The 19,193-nt window shown below is 62.1% G+C and carries 16 protein-coding genes and 1 tRNA gene; 8 read left to right on the forward strand and 9 right to left on the reverse strand.

Features of this window, described 5'->3' with window-relative positions:
* Window positions 1-19: 19 nt before the first annotated feature.
* On the reverse strand, window positions 20-1,474 hold the full coding sequence (locus AMC88_RS18405; RefSeq protein WP_004677801.1) for a glutamate synthase subunit beta: 1,455 nt from the start codon (window positions 1,472-1,474) through the stop codon (window positions 20-22).
* Window positions 1,475-1,699: 225 nt separating this feature from the next.
* Window positions 1,700-6,421 carry a glutamate synthase large subunit gene (gene gltB / locus AMC88_RS18410; protein ID WP_012485193.1) on the reverse strand — a complete coding sequence of 1,574 codons (4,722 nt, stop codon included), beginning with the start codon at window positions 6,419-6,421 and terminating at the stop codon, window positions 1,700-1,702.
* Window positions 6,422-6,963: 542 nt separating this feature from the next.
* Here gltB and AMC88_RS18415 point away from each other — a divergent pair.
* On the forward strand, window positions 6,964-8,016 hold the full coding sequence (locus AMC88_RS18415; RefSeq protein ID WP_012485195.1) for a threonine aldolase family protein: 1,053 nt from the start codon (window positions 6,964-6,966) through the stop codon (window positions 8,014-8,016).
* 45 nt (window positions 8,017-8,061) lie between these two features.
* Here the strand turns inward: AMC88_RS18415 and AMC88_RS18420 are convergent, their stop codons facing one another.
* The gene (locus AMC88_RS18420) at window positions 8,062-8,916 is read right to left on the reverse strand and encodes a LysR family transcriptional regulator (RefSeq protein WP_004677809.1); all 855 of its coding nucleotides are present in this window, start codon (window positions 8,914-8,916) and stop codon (window positions 8,062-8,064) included.
* A 94-nt stretch (window positions 8,917-9,010) separates the two neighbouring features.
* On the opposite strand from AMC88_RS18420, the gene AMC88_RS18425 reads away from it, so the two are divergent.
* Entirely contained in the window at window positions 9,011-10,015 is a 1,005-nt protein-coding gene (locus tag AMC88_RS18425) for a bile acid:sodium symporter family protein (RefSeq protein ID WP_012485196.1), read from the forward strand.
* Window positions 10,016-10,091: 76 nt separating this feature from the next.
* Here AMC88_RS18425 and AMC88_RS18430 read toward each other — a convergent pair whose 3' ends face one another.
* A complete protein-coding gene (locus AMC88_RS18430; protein WP_012485197.1) occupies window positions 10,092-10,562 on the reverse strand; it encodes an Hsp20 family protein in 471 nt (156 codons plus the stop codon).
* A 422-nt stretch (window positions 10,563-10,984) separates the two neighbouring features.
* On the opposite strand from AMC88_RS18430, the gene AMC88_RS18435 reads away from it, so the two are divergent.
* Window positions 10,985-11,959 (forward strand): alpha/beta fold hydrolase, encoded by a 975-nt coding sequence (locus AMC88_RS18435; RefSeq protein WP_012485198.1) that lies wholly within the window; start codon window positions 10,985-10,987, stop codon window positions 11,957-11,959.
* A gap of 81 nt (window positions 11,960-12,040) precedes the next feature.
* Here AMC88_RS18435 and hisN read toward each other — a convergent pair whose 3' ends face one another.
* Complete coding sequence (hisN, locus tag AMC88_RS18440; RefSeq protein ID WP_004677817.1) at window positions 12,041-12,814, reverse strand: histidinol-phosphatase; 774 nt, start codon at window positions 12,812-12,814, stop codon at window positions 12,041-12,043.
* A gap of 282 nt (window positions 12,815-13,096) precedes the next feature.
* Entirely contained in the window at window positions 13,097-13,978 is an 882-nt protein-coding gene (locus AMC88_RS18445) for an N-formylglutamate amidohydrolase (protein WP_010009312.1), read from the reverse strand.
* Between the two features lie 188 nt (window positions 13,979-14,166).
* Here AMC88_RS18445 and cpdR1 point away from each other — a divergent pair, with 188 nt between their 5' ends.
* The 5 genes from cpdR1 (at window position 14,167) to AMC88_RS18470 (ending at window position 17,691) form a co-directional block, all read left to right on the forward strand.
* Complete coding sequence (gene cpdR1, locus AMC88_RS18450) at window positions 14,167-14,529, forward strand: response regulator CpdR1 (RefSeq protein WP_003542883.1); 363 nt, start codon at window positions 14,167-14,169, stop codon at window positions 14,527-14,529.
* Between the two features lie 84 nt (window positions 14,530-14,613).
* Window positions 14,614-14,688, forward strand: a tRNA-Val gene (locus AMC88_RS18455).
* A gap of 101 nt (window positions 14,689-14,789) precedes the next feature.
* On the forward strand, window positions 14,790-15,071 hold the full coding sequence (locus tag AMC88_RS18460) for a hypothetical protein (protein ID WP_210256201.1): 282 nt from the start codon (window positions 14,790-14,792) through the stop codon (window positions 15,069-15,071).
* A 700-nt stretch (window positions 15,072-15,771) separates the two neighbouring features.
* Window positions 15,772-16,815, forward strand: a complete 1,044-nt coding sequence (locus AMC88_RS18465; RefSeq protein ID WP_012485209.1) for a porin — start codon at window positions 15,772-15,774, stop codon at window positions 16,813-16,815.
* Window positions 16,816-17,196: 381 nt separating this feature from the next.
* Entirely contained in the window at window positions 17,197-17,691 is a 495-nt protein-coding gene (locus tag AMC88_RS18470; RefSeq protein WP_012485210.1) for a hypothetical protein, read from the forward strand.
* A 6-nt stretch (window positions 17,692-17,697) separates the two neighbouring features.
* On the opposite strand, the gene AMC88_RS18475 is transcribed toward AMC88_RS18470, so the two are convergent.
* From AMC88_RS18475 to AMC88_RS18485, 3 genes are all read right to left on the reverse strand, one after another.
* A complete protein-coding gene (locus tag AMC88_RS18475) occupies window positions 17,698-18,411 on the reverse strand; it encodes a hypothetical protein (RefSeq protein ID WP_012485211.1) in 714 nt (237 codons plus the stop codon).
* A gap of 303 nt (window positions 18,412-18,714) precedes the next feature.
* The gene (locus tag AMC88_RS18480) at window positions 18,715-18,894 is read right to left on the reverse strand and encodes a hypothetical protein (RefSeq protein ID WP_004677836.1); all 180 of its coding nucleotides are present in this window, start codon (window positions 18,892-18,894) and stop codon (window positions 18,715-18,717) included.
* Between the two features lie 62 nt (window positions 18,895-18,956).
* Window positions 18,957-19,187, reverse strand: coding sequence for a hypothetical protein (locus AMC88_RS18485; protein WP_010008599.1), 231 nt, complete (start codon window positions 19,185-19,187; stop codon window positions 18,957-18,959).
* Window positions 19,188-19,193 lie beyond the last annotated feature (6 nt).

Here is a 19,193-nt window from a genome sequence, read left to right on the forward strand (position 1 = left end):
AGTCTGGGTGAGCCGCCCGTCAGTTCGGCAACACGGTCGAGCCCATCAAAGCCTCGTCGATGGCGCGGGCAGCCTGGCGGCCTTCGCGGATCGCCCAGACCACCAGCGACTGGCCGCGGCGCACGTCGCCCGCCGTCCAGAGCTTGTCGACCGAGGTCTTGTAGTCCCGGTCGTTGGCGACGACGTTGGTCGAGCCGCGCTTATCGGTATTGAGCGTCAGCTTGCCCTCGAGCTCCTTCAGCACGCTTGTCGTGAACGGGCCGCGGAAACCGATGGCGATGAAGGCGAGATCGGCTCGGATGACGAATTCCGTGCCCGCAACCGGCCGCCGGCGCTCATCGACCTCACAGCATTTGACGCCTGTCAGCACACCGTCTTCGCCGATGAATTCGAGTGTCGCCACCTGGAATTCGCGCACGGCGCCCTCGGCCTGCGAGGAGGAGGTGCGCATCTTCGTCGCCCAGAAAGGCCAGACGGCGAGCTTGTCTTCCTTCTCCGGCGGCTGCGGCCGGATGTCGAGCTGGGTGACCTTGACGGCGCCCTGGCGGAACGCCGTGCCGACGCAGTCCGATGCCGTATCGCCGCCACCGACGACGACAACATGTTTGGCGCCGGCCAGGATCGGATCCGACGGCCAGCCGACGCTGTCGATGTTCTCGCGCCCGACGCGGCGGTTCTGCTGCACCAGATAGGGCATGGCATCATGCACGCCGGCAAGGTCGATGCCCGGAATGCCCGCCTCACGCGGGGTCTCGGAGCCGCCGCAATAAAGCACGGCGTCGTGATCGGCGAGCAGCTGCTCGACCTTGACGTCGACGCCGACATTGACACCGCAATGGAAGGTGACGCCCTCGCCCTTCATCTGCTCGACGCGGCGATCGATGAAGTTCTTCTCCATCTTGAAATCGGGAATGCCGTAGCGCAACAAGCCGCCCGGCTTGGTCTCACGCTCATAAACATGCACCTCATGGCCGGCGCGGCCGAGCTGTTGGGCCGCCGCCATGCCCGCCGGACCGGAGCCGATGACGGCCACTTTCTTGCCGGTATGAACGGTGGCCGGCTGCGGCCGGATGAAGCCGAGTTCATAGGCCTTGTCCGCAATCGCCTGCTCGACCGTCTTGATGGCAACAGGCGCATCTTCGAGATTCAGCGTGCAGGCTTCCTCGCAAGGCGCCGGGCAGACGCGGCCGGTGAACTCCGGGAAGTTGTTGGTCGAATGCAGGTTCTGGATCGCCGCTTCCCAGTTGTTGTTGTAGACGAGGTCGTTCCAGTCGGGAATCTGGTTGTGCACCGGGCAGCCGGTGGGGCCGTGGCAATAGGGGATGCCACAGTCCATGCAGCGCGCGGCCTGTTTCTGCACTTCCGGATCCGACATCGGAATCGTGAATTCGCGGAAATGGCGGATACGATCCGACGCCGGCTGGTACTTCGCCACCTGCCGGTCGATTTCCAGAAACCCTGTTACCTTACCCATCTCTTCGTCCCTTACCCTCATGACCGCCTCATCCGCGGCCAATTGTCTGTCGTCAGTCCCGGCATTCCGGGCGGGTTGCTTCTCTTGACCGTCATTGGAACATATCCCCTGAAACTTCCGGTCGATCTCGACGGCATCGGCCGTCGGCATGATCGTCACGGATCATCGAGACGTTTCCGATATTCGCCACCCGCAATCAGCCCGTGGCGAATATCCCGGTGCAAATCACTCGGCGGCGATACCCATCCGGCTGCGCTCCATTTCCTCAAGCGCACGGCGGTATTCGACCGGCATGACCTTGCGGAACTTCGGACGGTAGTCGGCCCAGTGATCGAGGATCTGCTTGGCGCGGGACGAGCCCGTATAGTGCAGATGATTGGAGATCAGCTGGTAAAGGCGCTCCTCGTCATGGCGGGTCATGTCGCCCGAGACGTCGACGCGTCCCTTGTGCATGAGATCGCCGCCGTGATGATGCAGCTTCTCCAGCATGTCATCCTCCTCGGGCACCGGCTCGAGCTCGACCATCGCCATGTTGCAGCGGCTGGCAAAATCGCCGGCTTCATCGAGCACATAGGCAACGCCACCGGACATGCCGGCCGCGAAGTTGCGGCCGGTGGCGCCGAGCACGACGACGACACCGCCGGTCATATATTCGCACCCATGGTCGCCGACACCCTCAACGATGGCGATCGCTCCCGAGTTGCGGACGGCGAAACGTTCGCCCGCCACACCGCGGAAGTAGCATTCGCCCTCGGTCGCGCCGTAAAGCACGGTGTTGCCGACGATGATCGAGTTCTCGGCGATGATTCTGGAGTTTTCCGGCGGCCGGATGATGATCTTGCCGCCCGAAAGTCCCTTGCCGACATAGTCGTTGCCGTCGCCGATCAGATTGAAGGTGACGCCGCGCGCCAGGAAGGCGCCGAAGCTCTGGCCTGCCGTGCCACGAAGCGTCACATTGATCGTGTCTTCCTTCAGCCCGCGATGGCGGAAGCGCTTGGCGACTTCGCCGGACAGCATCGCGCCCGCCGAGCGATCGACATTCTTGATGTCGACCTCGAAGGCAACGGGCGTCTTGTCGGTCAGCGCCGGCTGAGCCTGCTCGATCAGCACGCGGTCGAGAATATCGTCGATCGGGTGCTGCTGCCGGCTCGTCCAGAAGGTCTCTTCCTTGGCGGCGTCGACCTTGTGGAAGATGCGGCTGAAGTCGAGACCCTTGGCCTTCCAGTGCGCCAGCATCTCGTCCTTCTCCAGCAGCTCCGAGGCGCCAATGATCTCGTCGAGCCGGGTGAACCCGAGCGAAGCGAGGATTTCGCGCACTTCGTTGGCAACGAAGAAGAAGTAGTTGATGACGTGCTCCGGCGTGCCCTTGAAGCGCTTGCGCAGCACCGGATCCTGCGTCGCCACACCGACCGGACAGGTGTTGAGATGGCACTTGCGCATCATGATGCAGCCGGCCGCGATCAGCGGCGCGGTAGCGAAGCCGAACTCGTCGGCGCCGAGCAGCGCCCCGATGATGACGTCGCGGCCGGTCTTCAGACCGCCGTCCACCTGCAGCGCAACACGCGAACGCAGGCCGTTCAGCACCAGCGTCTGCTGGGTTTCTGCAAGGCCGATTTCCCACGGGCTGCCGGCATGTTTGAGCGAGGTCAGCGGCGATGCACCCGTGCCGCCGTCAAAGCCGGCGACGGTGATATGGTCGGCGCGCGCCTTGGCGACGCCGGCGGCAACCGTGCCGACGCCGACTTCGGAGACGAGCTTGACCGAGACATCGGACGTCGGGTTGACGTTCTTCAGATCGTAGATCAGCTGCGCCAGATCCTCGATCGAATAGATGTCGTGGTGCGGCGGCGGCGAGATCAGGCCGACACCCGGCGTCGAGTGGCGGGTCTTGGCGACGGTCGCATCGACCTTGTGACCGGGCAACTGGCCGCCTTCGCCGGGCTTGGCGCCCTGCGCCACCTTGATCTGCAGCACATCGGCATTGACCAGATATTCGGTCGTGACACCGAAGCGGCCCGACGCGATCTGCTTGATCGCCGAACGTTCCGGATTGCTCGAGCCATCGGAGAGCGGCATGTAGCGGTCGGATTCCTCGCCGCCCTCGCCGGTGTTCGACTTGCCGCCGATCCGGTTCATGGCGATCGCCAACGTCGTATGCGCCTCCCGGGAAATCGAGCCGAAGGACATCGCGCCCGTCGAGAACCGCTTGACGATATCGGCCGCCGGCTCGACAGCGTCGATCGACACCGGCTTACGGCCGAGCGACTCGGCGCTCTTGATATTGAAGAGCCCGCGGATCGTGTTCATGCGCAGCGCCGTGTTGTTCACCATCTCGGCGAATTCGCGGTAGCGATCCTCGGCATTGCCGCGCACGGCATGCTGAAGCGCTGCCACCGCATCCGGCGTCCAGGCATGGCTTTCGCCGCGCATGCGATAGGCATATTCGCCGCCGATGTCGAGCGTCGTCGCAAGCAGCGGATCCTTGCCGAAGGCAGCGTTGTGGCGAGCGACGGTCTCTTCGGCGATCGCCTCGAGGCCGATACCTTCGATCATCGTCGCGGTGCCGAAGAAGTACTTGTCGACCAGTTCCGACGACAGGCCGATCGCATCGAAAATCTGCGCGCCGCAATAGGACTGATAGGTCGAGATGCCCATCTTCGACATGACCTTGAGGATGCCTTTGCCGACCGCCTTGATGTAACGGTAGACGACTTCCGAGGCGTCCACTTCCTTGGGAAACTCCCCCTTGGCATGCATGTCGAGCAGCGTGTCGAAGGCAAGATAGGGGTTGATCGCTTCGGCACCGTAGCCGGCGAGCAGGCAGAAATGATGCACTTCGCGCGGCTCACCAGTCTCGACGACGAGGCCGACCGAGGTGCGAAGCCCCTTGCGGATCAGGTGATGGTGCACTGCCGCCGTTGCCAGCAGCGCCGGAATGGCGATTCGATCCGGTCCGATCTGACGGTCGGAGAGCACGATGATGTTGTAGCCGCCTTTGACGGCTGCCTCGGCGCGCTCGCAGAGCCGGTCGAGCATCTCGGGCATGCCGGCAGCACCCCGCTCGATATCATAGGTGAAATCGAGCGTCTTGGTGTCGAACCGGTCTTCCGTATGGCCGATCGAGCGGATCTTCTCGAGGTCACCATTGGTCAGGATCGGCTGACGCACTTCGAGGCGCTTGGCATTCGCCATGCCTTCATGGTCGAGAATGTTCGGGCGCGGGCCGATGAAGGAGACGAGGCTCATGACGAGCTCTTCGCGGATCGGGTCGATCGGCGGGTTCGTCACCTGCGCGAAGTTCTGCTTGAAATAGGTGTAAAGCAGCTTCGGCTTTTCCGACATCGCCGAGATCGGCGTATCCGTGCCCATCGAGCCGATCGCTTCCTGACCTGTCGTCGCCATCGGCGACATCAGGATGCGGGTGTCCTCGAGCGTGTAGCCGAAGGCCTGCTGGCGGTCGAGCAGCGACACGTCGCGGCGCAGCGCCCGCGGCTCCACCGGCTTCAGCTCTTCGAGGATGAGCTGGGTGCGGTCGAGCCAGCTGCGATAGGGATGTGCCGTCGCAAGCTGCGATTTCACCTCGTCGTCGGAGATGATGCGGCCTTCTTCCATGTCGATCAGCAGCATCTTGCCCGGCTGCAGGCGCCACTTCTGGATGATCTTTTCCTCCGGAACCGGCAGCACGCCGGCTTCGGACGCCATGATGACACGGTCGTCATCGGTCACGAGGTAGCGCGCCGGCCGCAGGCCGTTGCGATCGAGCGTCGCGCCGATCTGCTTGCCGTCGGTGAAGGCGACGGCAGCCGGCCCGTCCCACGGCTCCATCAATGCGGCATGATATTCGTAGAAGGCCTTGCGTTCGGCCGCCATCGACTGGTTGCCCGCCCAGGCTTCCGGAATCAGCATCATCACCGCATGCGCCAGCGAATAGCCGCCGCGCACCAGGAATTCGAGCGCATTGTCGAAGCAGGCCGTGTCCGACTGTCCCTCGTAGGAAATCGGCCAGAGCTTGGAGATGTCTTCGCCGAACAGCGGCGAGGAAACCGAGGCCTGGCGCGCCGCCATCCAGTTGACATTGCCGCGCAGCGTGTTGATCTCACCGTTATGGGCGACCATGCGATAGGGATGGGCGAGTTTCCACGACGGGAAGGTGTTGGTCGAGAAACGCTGGTGCACGAGGGCGACCGCGCTTTCGAACCGCGGGTCCGACAGGTCCTTATAATAGGCGCCGACCTGATAGGCCAGGAACATGCCCTTGTAGACCACCGTCGCCGACGACAGCGACACCGGATAGAAATTGCTTTCCTCGCCGTCGAACTCGTCATAGATGCGGTTGGAGATCACCTTGCGCAGCGTAAACAGCCGGCGCTCGAATTCGTCGTTGTTCTCGGCATCCTCGCCAGCACCGATGAAGACCTGCACATGATGCGGCTCGGTCGCGGCAATTGCCGGCGCCTTGGAGAGCGAGGAATTATCGACCGGCACGTCGCGGAAGCCGATCAGGACCTGGCCTTCCTCTTCGATGACGTCCTTGATCACCTTCTTGAAGTGCTCGATCTGCTTTTCATCGCGCGGCATGAAGATATGGCCGACGCCATATTCGCCGGCCGGCGGCAGCGTGATCCCCTGCCCGGCCATCTCCTCGCGGAAGAAGCGGTCGGGGATCTGCACCAGGATGCCGGCACCGTCGCCCATCAGCGGATCGGCGCCGACGGCGCCGCGGTGCGTCAGGTTCTCAAGAATGAACAAGCCGTCCTTGACGATCTGGTGCGACTTCTCGCCCTTCATATGCGCGACAAAGCCGACGCCGCAGGCATCATGCTCGTTGCGGGGATCGTAGAGGCCCTGTTTCTTCGGCAGGCCGGAGGCGGATTTGGACATATTGGCCGTCGCGCGCGCCTCAGCAGCGGCAAATCGGTCAAATTCCATGGATGGCGTCTTCGTCATCGTCTTTCCTCCTGTCGAAACCCGCGGGCCGCGGGCGGCTTTTCGTCATGCGCCGCAACCCGAAGATAGGGTCGACGCATGACAGCGCTGTTGCATTGTGAAGATCGCCGCAGACATCTGCTTTTAGGGAAAGCAAACCGTCGCGTTCCGCGCCTGCCATTCGCCTCCGCGCGCCGCCCGCCCTGGGGCTTGGCGCTCGGGAGAACTATAGCGTGAAAGCCCGCCCGTTCCAGGGCTTTCGGCGCCTCTTCGGCCGCAATGGCCAAAATAGGACAGCAACACTGTCCTAATTCATCTGCTCTATGCCAGAAAGCATTTGGCTTCGCAAGAGCGCCGCCCCAAAAATCGTCATTTTGCGAAGGAAGATTACCAAATCAGTCGCAATCACGAAATAAAATTACGCAAGCGCTGAATATTTTATCTAGTGATTGCGCCATTCAGTTTTCGTGATGGATTGTCGGCAAGAGCCTTGATCGCGTAAACGATTGACGTAATGTCCGCTGCGAACCTCCCAACCTGTTTCACTCCTCACGGTCTCCGCTATGTTCTTTGCATCCGACAATTGGGCCGGCGCCCACAGATCCATTGCCGAACGCCTGCTGGCGGAATCGGCCGGTTTTGCCCCGGCCTATGGCGCCGGCGATCTCGACAAAAAGATCGAGACCCGTTTCTGCGAGATCTTCGAGCGTGAGGTTTCCGTCTTCTTCGTCGCCACCGGCACCGCCGCCAATTCCTTGTCGCTGGCAAGCGTCCAGCGCCCCGGCGGCATTACTTTCTGCCATTCCGAGGCGCATGTGATCGAGGATGAATGCGGTGCGCCAGAATTCTTCTCCGGTTCCGCCCGCCTTGTCGCCGTCGACGGCGAAGCCGGCAAGATCGATCCCGCCAAGCTTTCGGCGAAGATCGCAAACTTTCCCGAGGACGCCCTCCGTCACGGCCGTGCCAGCGCCGTCACCATCACTCAGGCAACCGAGATCGGCACCGTCTATTCACTGCCGGAGATCGGCGAGATCGCCGCCATATCGAGAAAGCGCAACCTGCCGCTCCATATGGACGGCGCCCGCTTCGCCAATGCGTTGATTGCGCTCGGCGCCACCCCGGCCGAAATGACCTGGAAGCGCGGCGTCGACATGCTCTCTTTCGGCGGCACCAAGAACGGCTGCTGGTGCGCCGAGGCGATCGTCTTCTTCGATCCGGAGCGGGCGCGCGAAATGCCCTTCATCCGCAAGCGCGCCGCCCAACTCTTCTCCAAGTCGCGTTTCATCGCCGCCCAGTTCGATGCCTATTTCGAAAACGGCCTCTGGCTCGACCTCGCTCGCCATTCCAACGGCATGTCCGACCGCTTGCGCGCCGGCATCGGCGCCAGCAACGCCGCCCGGCTCGCCTGGCCGACCGCGTCAAACGAAGTCTTTGCCGTCATCAGCAAAAGCGCGGCAAAAACCGCCGAGGAAAGGGGGGCAAAATTCTACGCATGGCCGGTGCCTGCGGCAATGCCCGAACTCGTCGCCGACGGCGAAACCCTGATCCGTCTCGTCACCAGCTTTGCGACCACGGAAGCGGACGTGGATGGTTTCCTGAAGTGCCTGGCCGCCTGATCGGCCGAGCTCGCCGCCGGGCAGGCTCCCGGTGCCGACGATGGCTCACGCCGACCTCAGCCCCCTGACTTTTTGCAGAATATCGTCCGAAAGTGCGGCGACCAGCGCCTGGTCGGCGCCCTTGCGCGGCACGAGTACGAATTCCACGTCCTCCAGCGCCGGCAATTTTCCTGCGGCGATCTCTTTCAACCCCGATGGCGCCATGCTGCGCGGCTGCACCAGCACACCCATCCCGGCCCGCGCCGCCGCCGTCAGCCCGCTGAGGCTGCCGCAGGTACAAACGATCCGCCACGACACGCCGTTGCGCCCGAGCGCCTCCAGGGCGATCGCCCGCGTCACGCTCGGCGGCGGGAAGGCGATCAGCGGCAGCGGGCCGGAGGCGAGCACGCGTTCGGGATCGCGCGCCAGCCAGACCAGCGGCTCGCGATAGACGAGCTTGCCGCGCGCATCACCGAGCCGACGCTTGGCAAGCACCAGATCGATGTCGCCATTGTCCTGCATTTCGTAAAGGACGCCGGAAAGCGCCACGGTCAATTCCAGGTCGACGGACGGATGCGACCGAACGAAATCCTCCAATGCCGCCGGCAACTGGCTGGTAACGAAATCCTCCGAGACGCCGAGCCGCAGGCTGCCGCGCAGGCTGTTGCTCTTAAACAGCGACTGCACCTGCCCCTCGATCGACAGCATGGCGCGCGCATGCGTCAGCAGCGCTTCGCCATCGCCGGTCAGCATGACCTTGTGCGTGTCGCGCGCCAAAAGCTTGCGACCGAGCGTCGCCTCCAGCCGCTGAATATGCTGACTGACCGTTGATTGCCCGAGACCCAGCCTTTCCGCGGCGAGTGTGAAACTGCCCATCTGTTCGACGGCGACGAAACTGCGCAATTGCGAAAGGTCAAGCATGAAATCCAGCTTCTTGATAACTGTTATTTCTTGCATCCTGGATCATAATGGACGACAGAACAATAACCAATCTTGTTTTGCCGCGAGACCGCCCATGCGCCGCTTTCTGCCCGATACCTTCACCAGCTTGCTTGTCTGCACCGTCATCCTCGCCTCGCTGTTTCCGGCAAGCGGCACCTTCGCGGATTATTTCGGCATTGCCACCGATCTCGCCATCGCCGCCCTGTTCTTCCTGCACGGCGCCCGCCTCTCGCGTGATGTCGTCATAGCAGGCCTGCTGCACTGGCGCCTGCATCTCCTCATCCTGCTGACGACTTTCGGCATCTTCCCGCTGCTTGGCCTGGCGCTCGGCTTCATCCCGGATACGATCCTGCCGCAGCCGCTCTATCTCGGCATTCTCTTCCTCTGCGTGCTGCCGTCGACGGTGCAGTCATCCATCGCCTTCACCTCGATGGCAGGCGGCAACGTGCCTGCCGCCATTTGCTCGGCCTCCGCCTCGAATATTTTCGGTATGTTTCTGACGCCGCTGCTCGTCGGCCTGCTCTTTTCCGTAGGCGGCCATGGCGGCTTCTCCCTCGACGCGCTTCAGCAGATCCTGCTGCAACTGCTTGCCCCCTTCATCGCCGGCCAGATCCTGCAGCCCTGGATCGGCGACTGGATTCGCGCCAGGAAGAAGATTCTGATGCCCGTCGACCGCGGCTCTATCCTGATGGTCGTCTATCTCGCCTTCTCGAAGGCAGTCGTCGAGGGACTCTGGCATACCTTCTCAGTCGCCGATATCGCCGTCGTCATCGTCGCCGACACCGTGCTTCTGGGGATAGTGCTGGTGCTGACGATGTTCGTCAGCCGCCGGCTCGGCTTCGGCAAGGCCGACGAGATCACCATCACCTTCTGCGGTTCCAAGAAAAGTCTCGCAAGCGGCGTGCCGATGGCAAACGTCATATTTGCCGGCCAATCGATCGGCGCGATCGTGCTTCCGCTGATGCTCTTCCACCAGATCCAGCTGATGGTCTGCGCCGTCATCGCCCAGAAATATGCCGCCGCAGCGGCCCGCCGCGCAACCGACCAGCAGATCAAGGACGCCGCCAGCCCGGCCTGAACAGCAATAAAGCAAGCGGCAATAAAAAACGGCGCCCCAAGCGGAGCGCCGTCCATCTACCCAAACAGGATGATGATCAGCGGTTGACGACCTGCGCCTCGATGGCCTTCGGAGCCTCGACCGGCTCTGCGGCAATCGCGATCTTGCGGGGCTTCATGGCCTCGGGAATATTGCGCAGAAGGTCGATGTGCAGCAGGCCGTTCTTCAGCGAAGCGGCGGTCACCTCGACATGGTCGGCAAGCTGGAAGCGGCGCTCGAAGGCGCGCTTGGCAATGCCGCGGTAGAGGAATTCGCCGCCTTCGGCGGTGTCCTCGTTCTTTTCACCCTTCACGGATAGCACATGGGCATGGGCTTCGATCGAAAGTTCGGTCTCGTCGAAACCGGCAACTGCCATGGTGATGCGATAGGTGTTTTCACCGGTGCGCTCGATATTATAGGGCGGGTAGGTCTGCGCCTGCTCCGGCTGGGCAAGGCTGTCGAGCATGGTGAACAGCCGGTCGAAACCGACCGTCGAGCGATAAAGGGGAGAGAAGTCTACGTGACGCATGATGTCCTCCTATGGAAGCGACGTGTTGCGATAAATTGTCCCTGAAACCCCATGTTTGGCGGCCCCGGGACGGTTGCGCGGGCCCTTCTTGGCACCCGCAGCAAGGAGATGGTGATGGGATTTGCGGAGTTCAAGACCCTTTCGAAATCGCCTTGAACGGCCCGTGAACCCCGCATGAACGGCCGGTTCGGAACGCATTCAGACGCATGCGCCTAGAGATTGCAGCGTCGGGTAAATCTGGTCCCGACGGCTGAAGTGCATCGTCCCTTCTTCTTCAGCCTTAACTTAGGCCGGCTGCGGGCACCCTCATGCTCCTGCCGGCCCTTTTCTCCCGCCGCTTTGCGGAGCCGCCGCTTTCCAAGCCGGGAGCCATGCGCTATCCCTGATGGGGAAGCAGTCAGCAGCGGCGCATTGGCAAAGTCATGGATCAGGTTCTCTATTCGACGCCCGACAATCCCGCCCCGGAAAACCGCACGGAAGGGTATTTTGAAACCCATGATGGCCACCAGTTGCGTTACGCCGTCTTTCGCTCCGGCGGCCAGGTCGCCAAGGGCACCGTGGTCATTCTCCATGGCCGCAACGAATATATCGAGAAGTATTTCGAGACGATCCGCGACCTGACGGCGAAAGGCCTCTGGGTCGCGACCTTCGATCTGCGCGGCCAGGGCGGTTCGCCGCGGCTGATGAAGCGCCGCAATCACGGTCACATCCGCCGCTTTGCCGATTATGAGCACGATCTCGACACCTTCCTCGAGAAGGTGGTGCTGCCGGATACGCGCCTGCCTTTCTACCTGCTCGCCCATTCCACCGGTGGGCTGATCGCGCTGTCGGCCGCGCCTTATCTGACCACCCGCATCGACCGCATGGTGCTGTCCGCCCCCTTCATCGGCCTGACCGGCCAGGCAGCCTCGCCACGTGTCATCCGTACCCTTGCCGGCACGCTGACTGCTCTCGGCCTTGGTTTCCTGCCATTGACCTCGAAATTGAAGGAGCCTGATTTCAGCGACAACCCGCTGACTTCGGACGAGCACCGCTTCGACCGCAATGTCGCAATGATGAAGGCTCATCCGGAGCTGACGCTCGGTCCGCCGACCGCCCGCTGGCTCACCGAGGCGTTCCGCACCATGGATCGGGTCACCTCACCCAACCATCTCTTTTCGATCACCATCCCGACCATCGTGATCGCCCCGACGCGTGACGGCGTCGTTCCCTATACCGCACAAGAGCGGCTCTCGCGCTATTTCCGCGCCGGTCAGCTCGTGCCGATCAACGGCGCCCGCCATGAAATCTTTCAGGAACGGGATATCTACCGCGCTGCGGCGCTGGCGGCCTTCCATGCCTTCATTCCCGGCAGCGATGCCGAGGAGAACCAGGATGTGGCCGCCCTCGGCACGTGAGCCCGGATCAGGAACCGACCGGGGATCAGCCGAACTCACCGCGGGATTGACCAAGCTGACCGGGGATGGCCGGTCAAGGGATTAGCGTTGCAGCACGGCCATCGCCTGCTCATAGACCGCCCGGCTGCCTGCGGCGATGATCGAGCCGCCATTTTCCGGCCGGCCGCCGTCCCAGGTGGTGATGATGCCGCCCGCGCCCTCGATGACGGGAATGATGCCGCCGACATCATAGGGCTTGAGGCCGTTCTCGATGACGAGATCGACATGGCCGGCAGCAAGCAGCGCATAGGCATAGCAGTCGCAGCCGTAACGGAAGAGCCGCACCTGGCTCTCGATCTCCCGGTATTTTTCCATCTCCGCGCCGCCGAAGAGATGCGGCGAGGTGGTGAACAGGATGGCGTCCGAAAGCCTGTCGCACCGGCGCGTCACCAGCCGCCGTTCGCCCTCCGGCCCGCTGTAGATCGAACCGTTTTCGTCGGCGAAATAGCGCTCGCCGGTAAAAGGCTGTTCGATCATCCCCATGATCGCCCGGCCCTTCTTCTGCAGACCGATCAGCGTTCCCCAGACCGGTACGCCCGCGATGAAGGCGCGGGTTCCGTCGATCGGATCGATCACCCAGACATGGTCCCGGTCAAGCCCGACATTGCCGTGCTCCTCGCCGAGAATGCCGTGATCGGGGAAATGTTCCTCGATCAGCGCCCGGATGGCGAGCTCGGCCGCCCGGTCGCCTTCCGTTACCGGATCGAATCCCGAGGAAAGCTTGTTGGTGACATCGAGGCCGGAGCGGAAGCGCGGCAGCGTCTCGGCGCGGGCGGCCTCCGCCAGACGATTGAAGAACGAACGGTCAGGAAGCATGGTGGCACCCTTTGGCTGGCGGGAACGGGGCTTTCATAGCGAAACGTGGCGGGAATGCAAACGCAGCGGGCAATTTCGGACGTACTGCCCAAAGATATCGCAGCGCAATATATTGCTTGACATTTGTGCAATGCAATAGTAGCGTCTTCGGTACAGTCTTCTGACTGTAAATACCCTCCTTGGGTGTTTCCTCCCTAGACTTAGCCGCGCTGACAAGCGCGGTTCTTTTTTGGCCCTTGCGAAAGACGGCGGCCATTTAAAAATCCCAATTTGACAGAGAGCTTATTCGGCGGCCAGCGCCCGGTCGCCGGCGAACTTTTCGACGTAATCCGCCATCTGCTGCATGAAGGCCGTCACGGCGTCGGCCACCGCGGCAAAATCCTCGCGCTTCTCCAGCGTCACTTCATCGACATAGATCGCCCGGTTCACCTCGATCTGCAATGCATGCAGGCCGCGCGAGGGGCGGCCGTAATGTTCGGTGATGAAACCGCCGGCATAGGGCTTGTTGCGGATCGCCGCAAAGCCCATTTCCTCAAGGATGGCGATGGCGGCGCGTGAAAGCTCGGCCGAAGCGCTGGTGCCGTAGCGATCGCCGATGATAAAATCGGGCCGTCCGGTGCAGCCGGCGACGCGCACATTGCCTGGCATCGAGTGGCAATCGATCAGCACGCCGAAGCCGAACTGCACATGGGTGCGGGCGATCAGCCGGCGCAGCGCCGCATGGTAAGGCTTGTAGACCGCCTCGACCCGATCCAGCCCCTCCTGCACCGGCAGGCGCCGCGCATAGATCTCCATGTTCTCGGCGACGATGCGCGGAATGGTGCCGAGCCCGCCGGCAACCCTCAGCGAATTGACATTGGCATAGGGCGGCAGCAGCCCGTCGAACATCCTGGGATCAAGCTCGTAGGGCTCGCGGTTGACGTCGAGATAGGCGCGCGGAAAGTTGGCGGCGAGAAGCGGCGCGCCGAGAGTGACGGCCGAACCGAAGAGCTCATCGACGTAATGATCCTCGGAACGGCGGATAGCGATGCCTTCGAGCCTCGACTGGGCGATGAATTCCGGTGGATAAATGCGGCCGCTATGGGGGGAGTTGTAGACGAAGGGAATGGTCTGCGACACGGGCTCATGGACCTCGAAAAGCTCGTATTCGCGGATTTCCGGCACTTTCGGCCCTCTTTACCATGTCATGAACTGACTGCTTCGGCCATGTTGCCAGTTGCCCGGCCCCAAGTCCATACTATGTAGGAGGGATGGCAATCACGCACAGGCAATTCACCGGTTGTTTACCGGGCAACGACTAGTGTAAACGGCTGGCAGCCCACCCAAAACCTATTGATCAGCGGTCTGGATTGATGACTCAGAAGATACTTCTCGCCGAAGACGACAACGACATGCGCCGCTTCTTGGTGAAAGCGCTGGAAAAGGCCGGTTACAAGGTCCTTTCTTATGATAACGGCGCCAGCGCCTATGACCGGCTGCGCGAGGAGCCGTTTTCCCTGCTGCTGACCGATATCGTCATGCCCGAGATGGACGGCATCGAACTGGCGCGCCGCGCCACCGAACTCGATCCCGACCTGAAGGTGATGTTCATCACCGGTTTTGCCGCCGTGGCGCTGAACCCTGATTCGAAGGCGCCGAAGGATGCCAAGGTCCTTTCCAAGCCCTTCCACCTGCGCGACCTCGTCGACGAGGTCAACAAAATGCTTGCCGCATAAGGCTTGCCGGGCGGCGCGTCACAAAACTGAAAAAAGCCTATTGACGGCTCCAAAGGTTTTGTGATCTATGCGCCGCCATCGGATGGGCGTGTAGCTCAGCGGGAGAGCACTACGTTGACATCGTAGGGGTCACAGGTTCAATCCCTGTCACGCCCACCATCCAGATTGCTTGAGCTAGAAGGCCTTTCGAGAAATCGAGAGGCCTTTTTACATCGCGGCTTGCGGGTGTGCTACACCTGCTCCCAGTAGGAGTTTCAGACTTGGCCCAGGTCATCAAACGACGCAAAACTCTTGTGGTTTCCAACGACAAGATTTCCCTCGCAAAGGGTGTCAGCCTTCCTGAGGGACGCTACCCCGTCACCGCCGAGTACGTCGTCTCCCATATGCGTGGCAGGCCGGTCGAGCAGGCCGGCCGGATTGTGCTTCACCTGACGCGTCAGAATCTCGTGGACTACGGTGTCGACCTGACCGGCAGTGCGATGTTGGGCAGTGACATCGATGTGAGCGGCAATGTGTCCCGCAAGGAAGCCACCCTGGAGTGAATTCTTGGGCACAGGCGTTCGCCGCCGCTGACCTTCCAGCACACGGCCGGTTCGCCGCGCAGACAGTGGGTAGGAGATTTTTCGTCCCGGCACCCGCGGCCCTTGTTGCCGCCGTCCTCGCCTTGCCGGCCTTTGCCAAGGCTGCCTCCACGCCTGAGACACTTCCCGGCGCCCCCCCGGGTCATTACGCTTCCCGCAAGTGCGCCGGACTGGTCGTCGCCACTCCTCTGTCCCGGTAGCTTCCGCACCCACGGCAAAAAGATAAAAAGGCAGACAACGAAAGCGCCGCGGTCCCGGTGTCGCTTGCCACGCTCCGATCATGCTCATCGCAGTTACCTATGCGCATCCCCGGATTTCGCGCAGATCACAGCGACGGCGCGACAGGATATGAGGATATGCTCACACGCCCGTCACTTGCATTAGCGTTTTCAAGCTTCAGCCCCTCGTTGATCAAGCATCAGGAAGTGCCGACTTTGTGACGAACAGATGACAAAACGCGTGTTGTTTCAGCAACATAACAACACCGGCCTGCTGTCATGATCGAGATCGTTATTGCGGCGCAACATCCTCCATGTAACTACCGCGGCGAGGCAGGCACCTGGTCAAAAAGGTGCCGCTTCGCTCACACGGGGTGAAGATCCGTAGGGACTGCCGATGGCAACGGTCTTCATCCTCTCGCATCTGAACTGGAGGTTATTTCATGAACATCAAGGGCCTTCTTCTCGGCTCCGCTGCTGCTCTCGCAGCAGTATCCGGCGCTCAGGCGGCTGACGCTATCGTTGCTGCCGAGCCGGAACCGGTTGAATATGTTCGCGTCTGCGACGCTTACGGCACCGGCTACTTCTACATCCCCGGCACCGAAACCTGCCTCAAGATCAACGGCTACATCCGTTTCCAGGTTGACGTTGCTCCGAACGCCAGCTCGATTGGCGCCGGCGGCGGCGGTTCTGTTGCCAACGACTCCGACTGGGACGCCCGTACGCGCGGTCAGGTTCAGTTCACCGCCAAGAGCGACACCGAGTACGGTCCGCTGACCGGCGTCATCGTCATGCAGTTCAATGCTGACAACGCTTCGGCCCAGAAGGCCCAGCTCGACTCTGCTTACCTCGACATCGCCGGCTTCCGCGCTGGTCTGTTCTACAGCTGGTGGGACGATGGCCTCTCGGGCGAAACCGACGATATCGGTTCTCCGGTCACGCTGCATAACTCGCTGCGTTATCAGTACGAAACCGACGCCTTCTACGCTGGCATCAGCGTTGACGAGCTGGAAGACAGCCCGTTCTACAACGGCGAAACCGCCAACAACGTCGGCGTTGCCATTGGTCTCGGCGGCAAGGCCGGTGCCTTCAGCTACCAGATCACGGCTGGTTACGACACCGACAACGAAGAAGGCGCCGTCCGCGCTATGGGTACGGTTGCCGTCGGCCCGGGCACGCTCGGCCTCGCAGTCGTCTACGCATCCAACCCGAACGCCTACTACAACAAGGCCGAATGGGCGATCGCTGCTGAATACGCCATCAAGGCGACTGACAAGCTGAAGATCACCCCGGCTGTTCAGTACTACAACAACTACGGCGTCACTGCTGGCGAGTTCAACGACGACGTTGACGCCTGGAAGGCCGGCGTAACGATCGACTACCAGATCGTCGACAACCTTTCGGCCAAGGTTTCGGTTCAGTACCTCGATCCGGACAATGCTGAAGACGTCACCTCGGGCTACTTCCGCCTGCAGCGCGCATTCTAATAAAAAGGGCTGCCGGCTCGTCCGGCAGCCGCAAATTCCTGATCCGACTGACCTCCGATCGGGAAAGAATGGGTCTGGACTTCCCTGCCTGGACCCATTCCCCCTGATCAGACAGTGCATTCAAGACGGCAGGCGCTCGACGAGTGCCTTGCCACCGTCATATCCTGTCGGCTTGTTGTCGATGCCTGACGGCGACGCCCTTGCCGAAGCAAGCTCAACGGGCTTTTCTTCCCATTTGCCGTCGATCGCTGATCAACCGCAGCCGGCGAGAATCTCAGGCCGCGGCGACAGCGGAACCAAATTCGGACACAGAACCATGCCATGGCGAATCGAGGATGAGGCAGTGATTCGCCTCGCCAGCACATGGGGTTTGAAATCGAAATGAACTTATCCGCGCTTGCCGCCGCCGCATTTTTATCCGCCGCCCTTGCCTTGCCGGCCGCCGCCGCGCCGGCCTCTCCCGCCGAAACTTTTCCCGGCGCAGCCGGCGTCATTACCCTTGCCGGCAAATGCGCCAAGCTCGTCGTCGCCAAGTTTGACGCCACAAAAGGCTGCAAGGACGAGCTTGCCAGCGTTACGCTGGCCAACGGCTCGGTGACGTTCATCTTCACGTCGGATGGCAAGGCACTCGGCTTCCAGGGCGACGGCGCCGGGATCAAGCCCGCCTCCAATGGCAATGCCCGCCTGCCGCTCAGCCTCGTCACCACGGGCGTCGGCAACAAGATGACCGGTCAGGTCAAGGTCGCCGGCTTCTGCACCTTCGGCAATCCCTACGCCGGCAAGCCGATCGCGATCGAATGCACGGCCGAAAGCAAGGATTCCTCCTTCACCGGCAGCTTCCGCACCGGCGGCAAACTGGTGAAAAAGGGCAAGTAACGAAGATCAGGCGCACCAGGCGCCGCCCGCTCCTGGCTTGCGCGCCAGCCCCTCGTTGATCAGCTGCGCCCCAAAGGAGCGCCCATCGCGCGAAACGACGCGCGGGGCGCCGGAAGCGTCGGTCTTGCCCGCCGCATTCATGGTGAAGGCCCCGGCGTTCAGAAGCGTCAGCAGGCGCGACTTGGCGGCAAAGGCGATCCTCCGCTCGTCATCGCAGCGCGCCCGGTCGACCACCGGACTTGCCATATCGGCGATGACGATCTTCTCGCCCTTGTACCAGAAGACGCCGCCGTCGCCGACGCAGTTGATATGGGCGCCCTGCCCGCAATAGCCGAAGGCGGCCGTTCCCGTTTCCGCAGCCCCGGAAGAGATCGTGGCCGGAACCGCCTTGACCGGCTGGATGGCCGGTGTCGGGATGGCGGCCGGCGGCAACGGTTGCGCGGTGGCCGGCGCCGTTTTCGGCGTCGGCGCGGCAAGCGCCACCTGCTTCGGCGGAACATCCCTCCTGGTGACGGGCCTCGGCTCCGCCGTTTCCCGCGTAGCCGGCGCCGATTGGCGGGCAAGCAGCGGCTGAATGCTCTTCCAATGGTCGTGAGCAACAATGCCGCCGATCGCGGCAATGCCGATCACCGCCCAGGGCAGCAATCCGCCGCCGCTGCGCGCTTTGCTCTTTCCTCTCGCCGGCGCCTTGCGGCGGCCGCGTGTCGCTGTCTTGGCCATCTGTCCGATTCCCGTGAGGCCGGGATTATCGCCGGCCAATCCTTTCCGAAAGGTTGGCGCGGCGACTGAAGATGCTTGCACACCCGATCTTTCCCACGAATGGAATCGACAGGCCGGGCGTCAGACGGCAAGGCCTGCACGGAAGCTGCAATCGTCGTGAAGGAAAAGCCGAACGAATCCGAAGCCATAAATTAGCCAGCGAGTGAATGGCGCCGCAAAACGTGCCGACCGGGATGAACAGCGACAGAAAGAAAAACGCCCGGCATCATGCCGGGCGCCGTCTCGACATGATGGGTCTACTGCTCATTCGGCGCGTGCGGCCGAAGAATCGTTTTTCCCAGCCAATGCCGAGCCTGGAATGGACGAGACAAGCGGCTTCTGGCGTTTGCCGATATCGATGCGTTCGTCCGCCGCCTCGCGTATAGCCTGCCATTCGTTTTCATGCCGGATGGCGATGTCGCGGGGCACAAAGGTGATCGTCATATGTTCCTCATCCTGTTTCGAAAATCTGCCGGCAGGCGCTGAAGAGGCCGCTGGAATAGGCGTTATTTCTTGGTTTCGGTGTGGCCCTTCAGGTCGGGGCCGCCTTTCGAAAGATCAGCGCCGGTCACATGCGCCGGCACATGGATGTCATGAATGACGCCAGGCGTTAGCGTCAGGTCGACGTGATGCGGCGGCAACACCTGCGCCTTCTGCATGCGGTTCGGCTTCGCCCGCTTCATGCGGTCTGACGCCTCCGTGCGTTTGTCCGGAACATGGGTCGAAGTGTGCATCATCGGCCT

This window comes from Rhizobium phaseoli, from assembly GCF_001664385.1.
In the GTDB taxonomy this organism is placed as follows: domain Bacteria; phylum Pseudomonadota; class Alphaproteobacteria; order Rhizobiales; family Rhizobiaceae; genus Rhizobium; species Rhizobium phaseoli.

What these genes read in the sequence shown, in the direction of transcription:
- AMC88_RS18405 (WP_004677801.1), bottom strand. Translation starts at nt 1,474, where the DNA reads ATGGGTAAGGTAACAGGGTTTCTGGAAATCGACCGGCAGGTGGCGAAG.
- gltB (WP_012485193.1), bottom strand. Translation starts at nt 6,421, where the DNA reads ATGACGAAGACGCCATCCATGGAATTTGACCGATTTGCCGCTGCTGAG.
- AMC88_RS18415 (WP_012485195.1), top strand. Translation starts at nt 6,964, where the DNA reads ATGTTCTTTGCATCCGACAATTGGGCCGGCGCCCACAGATCCATTGCC.
- AMC88_RS18420 (WP_004677809.1), bottom strand. Translation starts at nt 8,916, where the DNA reads ATGCTTGACCTTTCGCAATTGCGCAGTTTCGTCGCCGTCGAACAGATG.
- AMC88_RS18425 (WP_012485196.1), top strand. Translation starts at nt 9,011, where the DNA reads ATGCGCCGCTTTCTGCCCGATACCTTCACCAGCTTGCTTGTCTGCACC.
- AMC88_RS18430 (WP_012485197.1), bottom strand. Translation starts at nt 10,562, where the DNA reads ATGCGTCACGTAGACTTCTCTCCCCTTTATCGCTCGACGGTCGGTTTC.
- AMC88_RS18435 (WP_012485198.1), top strand. Translation starts at nt 10,985, where the DNA reads ATGGATCAGGTTCTCTATTCGACGCCCGACAATCCCGCCCCGGAAAAC.
- hisN (WP_004677817.1), bottom strand. Translation starts at nt 12,814, where the DNA reads ATGCTTCCTGACCGTTCGTTCTTCAATCGTCTGGCGGAGGCCGCCCGC.
- cpdR1 (WP_003542883.1), top strand. Translation starts at nt 14,167, where the DNA reads ATGACTCAGAAGATACTTCTCGCCGAAGACGACAACGACATGCGCCGC.
- AMC88_RS18465 (WP_012485209.1), top strand. Translation starts at nt 15,772, where the DNA reads ATGAACATCAAGGGCCTTCTTCTCGGCTCCGCTGCTGCTCTCGCAGCA.
- AMC88_RS18470 (WP_012485210.1), top strand. Translation starts at nt 17,197, where the DNA reads ATGAACTTATCCGCGCTTGCCGCCGCCGCATTTTTATCCGCCGCCCTT.
- AMC88_RS18475 (WP_012485211.1), bottom strand. Translation starts at nt 18,411, where the DNA reads ATGGCCAAGACAGCGACACGCGGCCGCCGCAAGGCGCCGGCGAGAGGA.
- AMC88_RS18480 (WP_004677836.1), bottom strand. Translation starts at nt 18,894, where the DNA reads ATGACGATCACCTTTGTGCCCCGCGACATCGCCATCCGGCATGAAAAC.
- AMC88_RS18485 (WP_010008599.1), bottom strand. Translation starts at nt 19,187, where the DNA reads ATGATGCACACTTCGACCCATGTTCCGGACAAACGCACGGAGGCGTCA.